A 14,658-nucleotide genomic window follows, 5' to 3' on the forward strand; every position below is an offset into this window, starting at 1 on the left:
TATATGTCTTAAAAGCTATTAGAAATTTTTATCCCGCTTTGACAGGCAGGACTTGGCTGATGAAAGATTCCTTTTATGAGATGAACGTTGATAGCTCTCTCCTTTACAAACTGTTTTTCATTTATATTTTATAAGCTAAAAAATAGAATCTCCCTTACATCAAAAGTCGTAAGAGAGTATACATCGCGTCCTGTTACATTTTAACTCGTTCATTTTAAATGTCAATTATTTTGTAAGTTCCTTATTCGAGTCGCTCGGTTTCTCATCTTACACGCTTCTTTTAAATTTGTAAAGACGAAATTTACACGGCATTTACTTGAACTTAATATAAAATCATACGGACTTTTTTGGGACTTGTCAACTCATGACATGAAAGCGTCATAAGGAACACAACTTAAGAACTATTAATAAAAACAACTGAAACCTTTTCTGGTTAGTATCGTAGTATTATGGTGCGAAGCTTTCCGTCTTAATCAAATAACACGCCATCGACAGTCCAGAGATTGTCGATGGCGTGTTGTCCAGCATATTGGGTCCTATATCGTTTAATGTAGTAAGATAGTCAAGATAGTAAGGCTCTTTTCATGTTATTCCGTATCTTTTATGATTATTCTATTGATTTGACATATTCAGCGATAGCTGCTGTTTCTCCTTGGGAAAGAGCGGGACTACTATTGTTTCCATGACGATTGATGGCTTCTTCAATAGTTTTTGCACTTCCATCATGCAAATATGGACTCGTTGCCCACACACCTCTCAATGTTGGGGTGTCAAATTTTTGGCCGCCTCGCTTATTTTGAAACTGGCCGCGGGCATCTCCATCTGAAGGAACGTCCAAAACATTTTTTGTACCAATGTCATGAAGAAAGTTGGTATTGGATTCTGTTAACTCGCCTTTTTCATTCACCGCCTTGACGCTGTCAGTGAAAAATTCACCGCCGTGGCAGCTTAAGCAATTTCCTTTTCCATTAAAAAGCTCTTCCCCTTTTCGGGCCGTGTCTGTCAGATTTCCCTTTTCATCCCGATAAGGACTTTTTGGAGGCGGAAAGGACCCGGGATCTTGCAAAAAGGCAAAAATGTTATTATACATATGCTGAACGTCCTTAGGGATCGGCTTAGATGGATCAATTTCCATCATCCCTCCCATTTCTCCCTGGACTGTATGGATGTAATCAGTAAAATCGTTTCGCGTACCATCCCACATGAATAGGCCCGTTTCCGTTGTCACAACATTGCTTGGAACATTGCGCGGTCCCTTTGCCGTCATGAACGTCAGACGGTTCATATCACCATCGCTGTGACAGGAAGCACAGCTCATCCAATTGTTCCCTGTCATACTCGTCGCAAATTCATCACTGTTCGCGCTATAAAACATCGTTTTCCCTTCACGAACGTCTTTTGGCAAAGAATCCTTTTCAATCAGCTTGACCGGTTGACCTGTCATTTTCGCACGGGCGTAAGGGCTTTCCCCTCCAGTTTGAATAACGGCCAAATCGTGGCTCATCGCGTTATGGACAAAAAGAGTCGCTCCATCTTTTGACATTTCGATGCCGCGTGGGTTATCTCCCTTGATGCGGCGAAGAATTTGTGTCGCATTTCCGCCGCGAGTCAAGTCAAAAACGACAAGGTCCTCACTTCCGGACATGACCACATACGCTTTGCTTCCGTCTGGCTGGAATATGACATCATATGGATTAGATACAATGATCGTTTCATTTTTTACATCAAGAACGTTAATTTCATCAAATAGTTCTTTTCGTTCCTCGACAATCTCTTCATCTTTTTCTAGGTCAATAACTGATACTGCCGGGAAAATCGTCTCTTCAAACTGGATAGGCGTATCGATATTTGTTAATAAATGTGGAACAAATGCTTTTTTTCCATCAGGTGAGATGACAAATTGTTCAACAGTATTCGGCACACCTTGGCTTTTTTTGCGGTCTGCCTTATCTGGTGACGGGGCTAACGTAATGCTTTTGACTACTTCTTCTTTCTCTGTATCAACGACACTGATAGCTCCATCTAAATAATGAGGAACATACAGCTTCTTTCCATCTTTTGTAATGGCAACGATTCTTGGCCGGTCGCCGATAGTTATCTCTTTTTTGGCTTTTCCTGTAGCGGGATCAATAACTGATAGCGTGCCCGTTTGATAATTGGCGACATACAGCGTATCACCGTTTTGACTCGTCACAAGCCCATAAGGTTGAATGCCTGTCTTAATAGAGTCAATGACTTTTTTCTTTTTTGTTGAAATGATATCGACCCGATTGTCGTATAAGCATGATACGTATAGACTCTCTCCGTCCGGACTCAAGGCGAGCTGCCTCGGCTCTTTTCCAACCGGTATTTCCTCCAGCACTTTTTTGGTCTTGGCATCCACAATCGATACGGTATTGATATCCATATTGGCAACGTATAACGTATCACCTGTTTCATTTAAAATCATATTGTCGCTATGAACAGAATAGTCACGAACAACTTCTTTGCTCGTGACCGCCTGTTCATGCTGACAGCTTGCAGCGGTAAAAACCGCTGCTGATAATACACTTAGTTGTATCCATCGCTTCCAGCTCATATCGATTCCTTCTTTACTGTTTCTTTACCTCAACCTCTACTAATACAGGAGCAATTCCATTTTCTCCATGGCCAGCTTGGACTTGAGGAACATGGTCTTTATCGGTATTCCCAGACTTATCCCCTTCCATATAAGCATCTCCTGTATCCCAAAACTCGCTTGCCTGCATTCCTTCCTCTAATGATGGACCATCGATGACGGTATCATAAAACACCGTGTAACGAGAAATGATGGTTTCCCGATCAAGCGCAGACAACGCTCTGTCATCGGCATCAGTATTATATAAGTTATTGAGGCCAATTCGGAACACCGCAGACAACGCTCCTGCTGTCATCGGATTATAGGCCATTTTATCTTTACTTGTGTAATAGATATTCGTTTCTTTATCTAACATTTTTTCATCCATTGTTTGATAAAACTCACGTGCCGCATCTCGATATTTCGTATCTTTTGTCGCTAAAAAGGCGGCTGTTAACCCGCGGATGGCTCCTAATTGAGCATTCAAAGTCGGTTCGCTTTCATCTTTCCCTTTTCCAATTGTGTAACCGTTCGCAACAAGACCGTCTTCACGCTTCAATTCCTTTAAAACGAAATCCGCTTGCTTTTGGATCATCTCCAACGCACGTTTTCCTTCTGCCGTTCCTAACCCTTCTGCCGCCTCACCGCTTGCGTAGCCGACCGGAAGGCCATCAATTGCACGCTGGAATAAACGAAGTGCTTCCGTCGTATATCCTGCTTGGAATGTATCCACATAATCTCCCTGTGCCGCTCCGTCATTTTCGTTTACAAACGCACCTGTTTCTTCATTAAAGTGCATCTCGTCGATGTTTTTAAATACTTGCAGCAATACATCACGGTTGACCGAATACGGATCGGAAGATGTTACATCATTATCCGTTGTACTGTCTACATTTTCTTTTGGAGCACTCCGAAACGGTTTTCCGTCAAAGACCGCTAAAAAGGCCGGGTTTTGTGCCTTATTTTCAGGCCGTTGATCCGTCATGCCGTAAAATTCAGATGCAGGCCATAACACAAGCCACTGATCTTGCAAAACGCTTCGCGCATCTTTTACAGTTAGCTGCTTCGCATTCGGTGCTTCCTCATTTCCGTCTTCCACCACTTCGATTTTATGCGGTAAATAGACAAAACCGTTCTTCGGATCATATTTGCTGCCAGTTCCAGCTGTCAGCTTCTTCCCATTTACATCGTAAAATAAGCCGTTTCGAATATAATTGAGCTTATTCCAAATTTGCTCTGTCAAAATAGCACCTTGCATACCATCAGCCGAACTTACTCCTAAAGCAATATTTTCGTCATCATCATCTTTAGAAGATGACACTTCAAGTTCCTCATCGCTGTCCACTTTATGTAGTCCTCCTAAGAAATCCCCAGCCCAAAGCGCTTGTTTCAAGAAAGTTGCTCCATACGCGGATGGATTAAGTGTTTTTTCCATCTTGCTTCGGTCCCAGCGCAATGTCTTAAAATCGACCTGATACATCGGAACATACGAATCATCGTCATTTTTCGCGTAGATTCCTGTATCGACTTTTTGCGTATAATGTGGATCCCCTGATGTGTACTCGATCAGCGTCGGGTACATGTTTAAAAATAGCTCGTCTTTCGGGTATCCTACACTGTCTGCCAGTTCATAAAAACGTTCACCTAAGACAGTTGGTGCATCTTTTTCACCTTTTTTAGCCAGTTCGGCTACTGCAGGACCGTGGATCAGGTGCAGTCCAAGGCCCGATTTTTCTGTTACTTCATACATTCCTTCTTCCGAATACTCATATGATTCAACGCCTGCCGTATAGTCGAATTTCGCCGGTTGATCAAGCTTGCGTACATCGAGAACATCTAAGTCTAGTCCTAAACCTTCGACTAACGGCTCACCTGAAAGTTCAAATTCTGCGTAAGCAAACATATTGCCGGCCGTATCAAATGTATAATCGCTCACGGGAACAGCCACATTGCTCTTCTCCGCTTTTGCCTCTTCTGTTTTCGTTTCTTCTTTTTTGGTTGCTTTCTCATTTGAGCAAGCACTTGCTAAAAGCAGTGATGAAGCTAAAGCAGCCGTTGTCAGCACTTTCCATGGTTTTGTTGGCATAATGTATCGTCCTCTCTAAACTTTCGACCTCTACATAACTGATATTGATTATCAATATCATCTGATTCTATTATAATTCTTAAATTCTATTTGTAAATACTAACTACTATTCTCTTTACGATTTAAAGCCTATACAGAAAGGTAATACAAACAAAAAAAAGATGGCTGTCCCATAAGTCCCTAATAAAGCACAAAAACTGATTTTTCCTGAAAAGCCCCGTTGTATATCCCCTTGGCTTTAGTAGATTTTCATAACGGGCCTTTCAGGAAAATGACTCAAAAGGCATACTTTTTATACCTTTTGAGTCATTCTTTTTTTTAAAAATTCATACGTGACTGGCCGCCGTCTATATTGATGCTCGCTCCTACGACCCATGAAGCTCTTTCGGAGGCCAAAAAAACTACCACATTCGCGATTTCTTCCACGGTTCCAAAGCGCCCCGCCGGAATCTCATTTTGTACAAACTGTTTGATTTTTTCAGGATGTTCGTCCAACCTTTTCTGCCAGTTACCGGTAGGATGCAAAATACTTCCCGGCGCCACGCTGTTGACTCGAATCCCCTGTGAAATAACTTCGTCCGCCAATGATTTCGTAAAGCTGATGAGCGCTGCCTTTGCATTGTTATAAGTCACTTTCCCTCCGCTTTCGCGCCCAAAAATGGAGGTGATATTCACGATGCTTCCGCATCCGCGTCTCTTCATTTCATTTACAGCCATCTTACTCAAATGAACAGCAGAAAAATAATTAAGTTCCATTGCTTTATAAAATAATTCCATCTCCGTTTCCGCTGCAGAACTGCCATTGCTTCCCCCTGCATTATTAATAAGGATATCAATATGTCCGTTTTCTTCTATATATGTATGAAACAAACGTTTTCGTTCTTCTTCCTTCATTAAATCAGTTTCATAAATCGATACCTCTCCCAGTTCTGATTGTGCCGATTCCAATGCTTCCCTGCCTCGAGCTGCAATGGAAACAATGGCTCCTTCAGCCAAAAAAGCTTGGGCTATTCCTTTCCCGATTCCTTTTGACCCTCCTGTGATCAATACTTTTTTTCCCTTCAACTGCAAATCCATGTCGTTTCACTCCATTTTTGTCTTTATCATATCATCTTTCCTATTTTTTTCAGAGTCGAATATTTTTTCGTTTTCCTTTTCTATCATAAACCTTACTTATTTTCCTAATATTTATTATAGATCCTTACCCAATCCGTGCTTTTCTGTTCTTTCATCTCGAATAAGTTCACAAAGGTTCTCAATAGGCGGCTGACAAGAACCCGTAAGGAAGCTTGGCAGCCGCTTATGCATAAAGAATGGGGCATGAGTGTTTTTTGCTCATGCCCCATTCTTTATGTGGATTTATATCGATTCATGTTATAATTCTTTTGTTAAAAAGAATGGAAAAGTTGAGGTTTTAATATGAATCAAACATTTTCAACAAAGGAGAAGATCAAACAATTCGCGGCGATTTTATTCCCTATATTGATAACGCAATTTGCCATGTTTTCAATGAACTTTTTTGATACGATGATGTCTGGGCGTGTAAGTGCCAATGACCTCGCGGGTGTGGCAATCGGAGCCAATTTGTGGGTTCCGGTTTTTACAGGGTTAAGCGGCATTCTAATGGCCGTCACACCGCTTGTTGCTCAGCTTGTTGGAGCTAATGAAAAGGAGAAAGTGCCCTTCTCTGTTACTCAAGCTCTTTATGTATCAATTTTGATGGCACTTTTTGTGTTAGGAATTGGCGTTCTCTTTTTAGAATCCATTTTAATGAATATGAATTTAGAATCGGAAGTGCGAAGAATTGCTAAGCAATACTTGCTGGCATTGGCGATTGGAATCATTCCTCTGTTCATTTATACGGTTCTCCGTAATTTTGTAGATGCTCTTGGAAAAACAAGAGTCACCATGGTCATCACTCTTTTATCGTTACCAATTAATGTTGCATTTAACTATGTGCTCATTTTTGGTAAATTTGGGTTCCCTTCCCTTGGAGGCGTGGGTGCAGGTGTGGCAACAGCTATCACCTATTGGGTCATTTTCGGGATTACGCTTTTTATTACAATCCGGATGAATCCCTTTTCTGCTTATCGCCTCTTTCGAAAACTATATGCTCCTTCCTGGAAAAATTGGAAAGAACTCCTGAAAATTGGTATTCCAATTGGATTTGCCATCTTTTTCGAAACGAGCATTTTTGCAGCTGTAACTCTTCTTATGAGTGCATATGACACGAATACGATCGCATCACACCAAGCTGCCATTAATTTCGCTTCCTTTTTATATATGATTCCGCTCAGCATATCAATGGCTTTAACCATTGTCGTTGGGTTTGAAGTCGGAGCGAAACGTTATAAGGATGCCCGTCAATACAGCCGTTTAGGCGTCTCCACGGCTGTATTCATGTCTTTTATTTGCGGCATCTTTTTATTCTATTTGCGTGAACCGATTGCCGGAATGTATACGACAGAGACAGAGGTATTAGCTTTAACCTCCCATTTCTTGGTTTATGCGATTTTCTTCCAGCTTTCAGATGCGCTGCAGGCGCCTATTCAAGGAGCATTACGTGGATATAAAGACGTCAATGTAACCTTCCTTATGGCGCTCATTTCCTACTGGGTTATTGGACTTCCGCTTGGATATCTATTGGCCAACTACACCCATTTAGAAGCATTTGGCTATTGGATTGGACTGATCACAGGACTCGCCGCAGGAGCCTGCGGACTTTCTTATCGTTTAATTTCCGTTCAGCGTCGTTTTAAACAAATGAACGAAGCGCTTGAAAAATCTGCTGGTTAAAGGAATTAGCCGCTAGACAGGCCGTAGACCTGATTCATCAATCTATAATAGACCCTCATTTTTTATAGAGGAAACTCCCATCCGTGGGATTTTCCTGCCCATTAATGAAGGATAAAAGCCCCGTCGCGAAAATTTAATTTTCCTGGATTTTCACGACGGGGCCTCTTTATTTGTTTATTCCCACAGAAATGCAAAATAATCCCTTCCATTTAATGTAATATTTTGTTAAAATACATTTGGTTAACCCCTTCTAAAAAAAGCGGTTAACTTTTTTGTATGAGGAGAGGAAACATTCATGCTAAATAAAAATACATACTTATGGACGGTCTGTTTGTTATTTATTGGATTAATGGGGATTAGCGCAAATATTACCCCGTATTTGAAAATTGGCGGAATTCCTGTAACGTTGCAGCTGTTACTTGCCATTTTGGCGGGTGGCATGCTCGGCAGTAAGTTAGGAATGATTACAATGCATCTTTACGTCCTGATCGGTTTGGCAGGCGCCCCCATTTTCGCTGAGTTTAAAGGAGGAATTGATGCTTCCCTTAATTCTACCTTTGGATTTGTGCTGTCATTTATCTTGGTGGCCTATATTACTGGAAAAGTTATTGAACGCCAGGAAGTTCCTACATTCCTTACTTATATGTTTGCTAGTTTATTGGGTCTTCTTACCAATTATATGATTGGAACAAATTATATGTATGCTGCATTCCAACTATGGACCGAAGCACCTGAAGGTTTTAATTATCGGCTTATATGGTCATGGATACTTCTATATTTACCGTTGGACATACTCGTAGCCGTTCTATCTGCTTCCATTCTTTTTCACCTTCGAAAAGCGCCGCTGTTTAAAAATCTTTTAACTAATGCCTGATCTCTGATTCATGTTATTTCCGTTTTTGTCTATAAAAGAGTTCTATTCAATCTCTTAACAATACTAGCGTTTTTATTTTATTAATAGCCTTTTTGCTTATGTATCTCCGCTTAACTCATCAGGTCTCCGTATAAGCAGTTGGCAGAAGAACGTCAGGCTACTTACGTAAATAAAGGGAATCGGTGTTTTTTACCTATTCCCCTTATTTATGTTTATGTGGATTGAATTACCATCATTCACATGACAATACGTCCACTGTAGGCAGTATCCATTATGTAAAGGCTGGAGAAACGCTGTACATAATTTCGAGGAAATATTCCAACTGGGAAGCGATTAATCCGTATGTATATTTAAAACATTGGGAGTCTTTATCCAATTAAAGTTATAAATAATGTGTCATGGGGTCTACTAGCCCATGATGTATTATTTATGTATCGGACTGAAATTATCTCGAATCGCTTTCTTCAGCATCGCCTCACATCGCTCCAATTCCACTTTCAATTGCTGTTTATAACGCTGCGCTTTTTCATAGCCCCCATCGGTAAATTTATAATAGACTACCTCTTGGAATTTCATTCCCTCTTTTTTCTTTTTGACTTGCTTTAAAATTCCGTCTTCTATTAAATCATGCAGAGCTTTATATACTTCCGAATGATTTGGGCGAAAACCATATGGGCGAAATTCATCTCGCAAAACGTCCAATAATTTTAATCCATATAATCTTTCTTGTTCAGTCATCGTAATCATATACAGTTTTAAAAAAGCACGTTGTTTAACTAAAAAACCGCTCGAACTTCTTTTCTCTCCCATTGTCACCATCCCTTTCCCTTCATCCAGTCTTTTGTTTCATATCAGCATCAGAGTAATCAACCACTTCAATATATGGTTTATCTGAGGTCATAACGTATCTGGTTTTCATCAATAGTTCCAGCACTGTATTTAATAAGTATACGTGATTTATCATTCTATCCCTTCTAATATACTGCAAATTCATTCTTATTTCATCTTGTATGCCTTGTTTCTTCTATATTAATAGATAACACTAAATATAGATTAATAAACCTTTTTAATAGTCTTTCATTTAGAACAAGGATTTATTAAATTATTTTTCTTTCCATTCATATTACCGTTCCAAGCTTGTAAATCAAAAAATGAACGATGAACGTTTAACATTCAATCGGATGAATAAATTGGGAAGGATATTATACTAAGTAGTAGCCTATCAGTAAAAATGATTTTCCAAAAAAATATTTTGCATATCCAAAAATTTTATTTTAAATTTATACGTTTATATGTTATTTTTATTTATGTTCGATTTTAAACATGCATTTATTTAATTAATATATGCCACGTATTTGAACAAGCAAGTATCCCCTTAATTCCCACTCAATTTGTATTGTATACGGGGATTTTTAAATACTATTATAGAAAAATAGTTGGTTTTAAAAATGATTTTTTAATGTAAGAGTTTACAAAACAAATAGACTTATACATTCTCTTCCAACAAGAATATACATTCGAGGTGAAACACTGCACATGGAAAAACAACAACTAAAAACAGCAGCATATTCTATGCAAGATTATTTAAAATTCCTCATTCCGTCATTCATCGGAATTTTTTTATTCATCGTTCCCGTTACGTATAAAGCTGAATTAACCATTCCGGTAGCGATGATGGCCAAGATTGTCCAAAACGTGTTAGGCAGCTCATTGCCAACCATTATGACCATCCTCATGGTCCTGTCAGCGATAGCAACCCTTTTGATAAAGATATCTAATCCTGCATTCGTTCAAAAAAAAGGGTACATCCAAACACTTTTTCATGTTTCTCCAATTTGGGCAGCGGCACGCATACTTGGAGCTGTTTTTGCCGTGATTGCATTATTACAAAGCGGGCCTGAAATGATTTGGTCAGAAAATACCGGAGGCTTATTGCTGAACGACTTAATACCAGTTTTATTTTCCGTATTTTTGTTTGCCGGGCTTCTTCTGCCACTTTTAATGAATTTTGGCCTTCTGGAATTTTGCGGTGCCTTATTTATTAAATTTATGCGACCGATTTTTACGCTGCCTGGAAGATCTTCCATCGACTGTTTGGCATCATGGTTAGGAGACGGCACCGTCGGAGTGCTGCTTACAAGTAAACAGTATGAAGAAGGCTATTATACAAAACGTGAAGCAGCTGTAATCGGGACAACCTTTTCCGTTGTATCGATTACATTCAGCATTGTCATTTTAGCCCAAATGAAGCTTGAACACCTTATTTTACCTTATTATTTGACAATTGTATTGGCAGGCTTGGCTGCAGCAGTCATTTCACCGCGCATCCCGCCGCTGTCGCGCAAACCGGATACATTTTACGAACACGCCGAAAATCCTTCATTAGATGAAGCGATCCCGGCTGGTTACACCCCGTTTCGCTGGGGTATAAGGCAAGCTGTTGAAACGGCGAGAAATGGAAAAAGCATCGATGCCTTTTTTAAAGAAGGATTTCAAAATGTCCTGGATTTATGGCTAGGGGTTGTACCAATTGTTATGGCGCTTGGCACGCTTGCATTAATGGTTGCTGAATATACACCCGTCTTCCAATGGCTTGGAGCTCCTTTCATTCCTATTTTAACGCTGCTTCAAGTGCCGGAAGCCGCTCAAGCTGCCCAAACGATGGTAATCGGCTTCGCTGATATGTTCTTGCCTTCCGTCATCGGAATGGAAATTGAAAATGATATGACACGCTTCATCATTGCTTGCGTATCCGTTACTCAATTAATTTATATGTCAGAGGTCGGAGGCTTGCTGCTTGGATCAAAAATCCCTGTATCATTCCTTGAATTGATTATTATCTTTATTCAACGCACACTCATTACACTGCCTATTATCGTATTGATGGCAAACTTTATTTTTTAATAAAGAAGATGAGCCAAAAGATATGCAAAGCATATCTTTTGGCTCATCTTCCTGAAAGGACCCGTCATGAGAATCCAGCAGCATCAAGGATTTAGTGGCGGGTCCTTTCAGAAAAAAATATTTTTACGACCTGTTCAAGACTTATAAAACAGCCGCTAATGGAAGTTTCCTTTATATTTTGACTCGGTTAAATAACGATGTTGATTTCACCATTTTTGATTCATTCGTGCAAAATGAAAAATAAATCAGCCTTCTCTTACCGTTTCGCTCTTGTATATATTTTTCTGATCAACTCATCCATTACTTGCGTTGCGGTTTGTGATTGTTTGACCATTCCCACTCCCTGCCCTGCCCAAAGAGACATATAATTCGGATCTTGGCAGGCTGCAGCTTGTTTTCTCATCACACTTGTAAGATCATGCTGCATCGGATAAGGTAAAATATTTTCGATTTGTTTCTCCATTTCCTCCATAAACGTATTGCGAATACCGCGAGCATACTTTCCTGAAAATGCTTTCGTCATCATCGTACTTTGTTCATCACTGCTAATGATTTTTTCTTTATACACAGGATGAGCCCCGCTTTCCTCTGTCGCCAAAAAAACGGTTCCAAGCTGGACTCCCTGTGCCCCGATAGCCATAGCCGCCTTAATACCTCGGCCATCCATGATCCCGCCGGCTGCAATGACCGGAATGGTGACACAATCCACAATTTGTGGAACTAACGCCATCGTTCCCACACTCACTTCTTCTTTCGTATCCGGAAAATTCCCGCGATGTCCTCCCGCTTCGCTTCCTTGTACCACTATCGCATCCATCCCGCTTTCCTCCAGCACAATTGCTTCCGCAGCCGTTGTAGCCGTTCCAATAAGTATGACGCCTTTTTCCTTCAAACGCGAAACGACTTCACGCCCCGGAGCTCCAAAGGTAAAGGAACAAACAGCCGCTCCCTCTTCAAGTATTGCGTCGATTTGATTATCAAAAATGGACGAATAATTCTTTATAACAGGTTCTTCTTCTACTTTTAATTTTTCAAAATACGGTTTTAATACTTCCAAAGCTTTTTGATAATATTCATCTTTTAAAGTCGTAGCCTCAACAGACGGAACAAACACATTTACATTAAATGGGTTATTTGTTATTTGTTTTGTATCACGAATGGCTTTCGACATCTCACTCGCTGTCATATAACCTGCGCCGATCGACCCGAGCGCCCCATAATTTGAAACGGCAGCAATCAGTTCCGGTGTGGTAATCCCTCCGGCCATCCCAGCTTGAATGATCGGATAGATCAAGTTAAGCTTTTTCGTAAATGCATTTTCATTCCAGCTCATATTTTCCTCTCCATTCACATTTTGGTCTTCCTCATTTAATAATTAAAGATTGCTTTCTGTTTTCCTTTTTCATTTCCCATATATATAAGCCTCATGTAATAAAATAATTGAACACTTTCAATTTAATCAGCAATTTAGATTGATTTAGAACATTCGACATGAACAAAGACCGGCCAAGCAAAATCTTTTAGACGTAAGCAGGATTATCAATCATGAAGATTCTCAATGGAATACCTATAGAAGATAATCATTTTTTATTCATTTGAAAATTATTTAAAAATCAAAAAATAATATATCAAGAAACCTGATAAATTAATTGATAGACGCTCATTTATCCATTATTATCATTAAATAACAACAAAATGTTGAAAAAAAAGCCGAATTGTTATTTAATAATATTATGTGAAATTTCGGATAGAATAATAGTTTTACAGATTGATATTCATATTTATAAAAAAATGCGAATAAAAAAACACAAAAAGGAGCGACCTTATGAAAAAACAAGCCTTACTAATTGTGCTCGGATGCTTTCTCGTCGCATCGGGCATTAAAATGCTTACTTCCGTAGAGCTCGTCATCGGCGGAACAGCAGGGATGGGAATGATTCTTCAACATATTACGCCCCTATCATTCGGTACTTTATTTTTCTTCCTCAATATCCCATTTTACTTTTTGGCTATTATTCAGCTTGGACTTCCCTTTACCATTAAAAGCTTTATTAGCGTTACAATTCTTTCCGTCATGTCGGAAATGCTCGATTATTTCTTTGTATTCACTATCCCTTTTCCTCTCATCAGCTCACTGGCTGGAGGCGCCTTGATTGGGTTTGGACTTATTCTTTTATTCCGCTGCGGTTCTTCGCTTGGAGGTATCAACATGTTGTGTGTTTACCTAGATAAACATTATGGTATCAATCCCGGCAAAACTTTGATGGCAACAGATGTGGTCATTGTCGGTTCAGCATTTTTTATCGTCGGTTTAGAAAAAGTCGCATATTCGATAATAGCCATCTTAGTCATGAGCCATATACTCGGACGCTATCACAAAACGGCCCCGCTTGAAAAAAACAACAAACAGCTTATCGAAGAGGAAAACGGCTACAAGACGTTACCTTCAAAAACAAAATCTTCTTCATGAAAGAGTGGCTGTATCATAAGTTCTAAACAGATCACAAAATTATTTTTATTAAAAGGACCCGTCACTGAATCCTTAATTTTACTGGATTCTTATGACGGGTTCTCCTCTTTCCTTTATTTGTATCGCACTCTTCGCTATAATAAATATGCAGGAGTAATTATCTAAAATTTCGGAAAATAAGAGGGGGATTTTTATGAAAAACTATCCTAGTGAAAAAGACATTCATCGAACGTACCACAGACAAATTTTTAAAATACTTGAGCAAGAACCTTTTGCCCAATTCCTTGGCATGAAATTGATTGAAATCGGCGAGGGAACTGCTACAGCCGAACTTGAGGTAAAAGAGCATATGCTGAATTCTCATGGAACCGTTCATGGAGCGATTCTCTTTTCACTCGCTGATTATGTGTTCGCAGCTGCAAGCAACTCTTACGGGAAAACGTCCGTAGGGCTTTCTACAACGATGAATTTTATGGCACCCGGCATGAAAGGATCACTTCTAAGAGCGACAGCTGAAGAAGAGAAGCGAAACCATCGAACAGCCTGGTACAAAATCCGCGTTGAAAGTAACGGGGAACTTTTAGCCACTATGGAAGCATTGGTCTATCGAAAAAATCATTATTTCGTTCCAGTCGAAGAAATGGAAACGCATACAGGTAAGTAAGCAGGAACGTAAAAAATGATTTAACTACATATACCATTGCCTTAAAGGCAGCCGAAATGATATTTCGGCTGCCTTTCCACTTTAAACACCAAACACAAATAACGAACATTTAATCCAAAAAAGTTGATAATGTGCGATTTTAAACTATCAGATAATTTTAATAAAATAAAAAATATTAAAATATCTAATTTTCGTACTATAATAATCAACATATTCCTCTTCTTTTTCCTAAAAGCACATGTGCCGTTTTTTAACGAGAGGTGTAAAT

Annotated in this window: 10 protein-coding genes; 5 read left to right on the forward strand and 5 right to left on the reverse strand. The window is 39.5% G+C overall.

Features of this window, described 5'->3' with window-relative positions:
- Positions 1–607: 607 nt before the first annotated feature.
- The 3 genes from BK575_RS19575 to BK575_RS19585 all read right to left on the reverse strand — a co-directional run bounded on the left by BK575_RS19575 (position 608) and on the right by BK575_RS19585 (position 5,759).
- The gene (locus tag BK575_RS19575) at positions 608–2,578 is read right to left on the reverse strand and encodes a beta-propeller fold lactonase family protein (protein WP_078412941.1); all 1,971 of its coding nucleotides are present in this window, start codon (positions 2,576–2,578) and stop codon (positions 608–610) included.
- 13 nt (positions 2,579–2,591) lie between these two features.
- The gene (locus BK575_RS19580; protein WP_078412943.1) at positions 2,592–4,682 is read right to left on the reverse strand and encodes a hypothetical protein; all 2,091 of its coding nucleotides are present in this window, start codon (positions 4,680–4,682) and stop codon (positions 2,592–2,594) included.
- Between the two features lie 318 nt (positions 4,683–5,000).
- Positions 5,001–5,759 carry an SDR family NAD(P)-dependent oxidoreductase gene (locus tag BK575_RS19585; RefSeq protein WP_078412945.1) on the reverse strand — a complete coding sequence of 253 codons (759 nt, stop codon included), beginning with the start codon at positions 5,757–5,759 and terminating at the stop codon, positions 5,001–5,003.
- A 342-nt stretch (positions 5,760–6,101) separates the two neighbouring features.
- On the opposite strand from BK575_RS19585, the gene BK575_RS19590 reads away from it, so the two are divergent.
- Positions 6,102–7,478: an MATE family efflux transporter gene (locus BK575_RS19590; protein WP_078412947.1), complete on the forward strand. Its 1,377-nt coding sequence runs from the start codon at positions 6,102–6,104 to the stop codon at positions 7,476–7,478.
- Positions 7,479–7,773: 295 nt separating this feature from the next.
- Positions 7,774–8,352, forward strand: a complete 579-nt coding sequence (locus tag BK575_RS19595) for a biotin transporter BioY (RefSeq protein ID WP_078412949.1) — start codon at positions 7,774–7,776, stop codon at positions 8,350–8,352.
- A gap of 423 nt (positions 8,353–8,775) precedes the next feature.
- Here the strand turns inward: BK575_RS19595 and BK575_RS19600 are convergent, their stop codons facing one another.
- Positions 8,776–9,162 carry a helix-turn-helix transcriptional regulator gene (locus BK575_RS19600; protein ID WP_028394366.1) on the reverse strand — a complete coding sequence of 129 codons (387 nt, stop codon included), beginning with the start codon at positions 9,160–9,162 and terminating at the stop codon, positions 8,776–8,778.
- Between the two features lie 726 nt (positions 9,163–9,888).
- On the opposite strand from BK575_RS19600, the gene BK575_RS19605 reads away from it, so the two are divergent.
- Positions 9,889–11,256, forward strand: a complete 1,368-nt coding sequence (locus BK575_RS19605; RefSeq protein ID WP_078412951.1) for a YjiH family protein — start codon at positions 9,889–9,891, stop codon at positions 11,254–11,256.
- A gap of 256 nt (positions 11,257–11,512) precedes the next feature.
- Here BK575_RS19605 and BK575_RS19610 read toward each other — a convergent pair whose 3' ends face one another.
- Entirely contained in the window at positions 11,513–12,589 is a 1,077-nt protein-coding gene (locus BK575_RS19610) for an NAD(P)H-dependent flavin oxidoreductase (RefSeq protein WP_078414879.1), read from the reverse strand.
- Between the two features lie 492 nt (positions 12,590–13,081).
- Here BK575_RS19610 and BK575_RS19615 point away from each other — a divergent pair, with 492 nt between their 5' ends.
- Complete coding sequence (locus tag BK575_RS19615; protein WP_078412953.1) at positions 13,082–13,726, forward strand: YitT family protein; 645 nt, start codon at positions 13,082–13,084, stop codon at positions 13,724–13,726.
- A 193-nt stretch (positions 13,727–13,919) separates the two neighbouring features.
- Positions 13,920–14,390, forward strand: coding sequence for a hotdog fold thioesterase (locus BK575_RS19620; protein ID WP_078412955.1), 471 nt, complete (start codon positions 13,920–13,922; stop codon positions 14,388–14,390).
- Positions 14,391–14,658: the final 268 nt, after the last annotated feature.

The sequence above is a fragment of the Priestia abyssalis genome (assembly GCF_002019595.1).
Taxonomy (GTDB): domain Bacteria; phylum Bacillota; class Bacilli; order Bacillales; family Bacillaceae_H; genus Bacillus_BA; species Bacillus_BA abyssalis.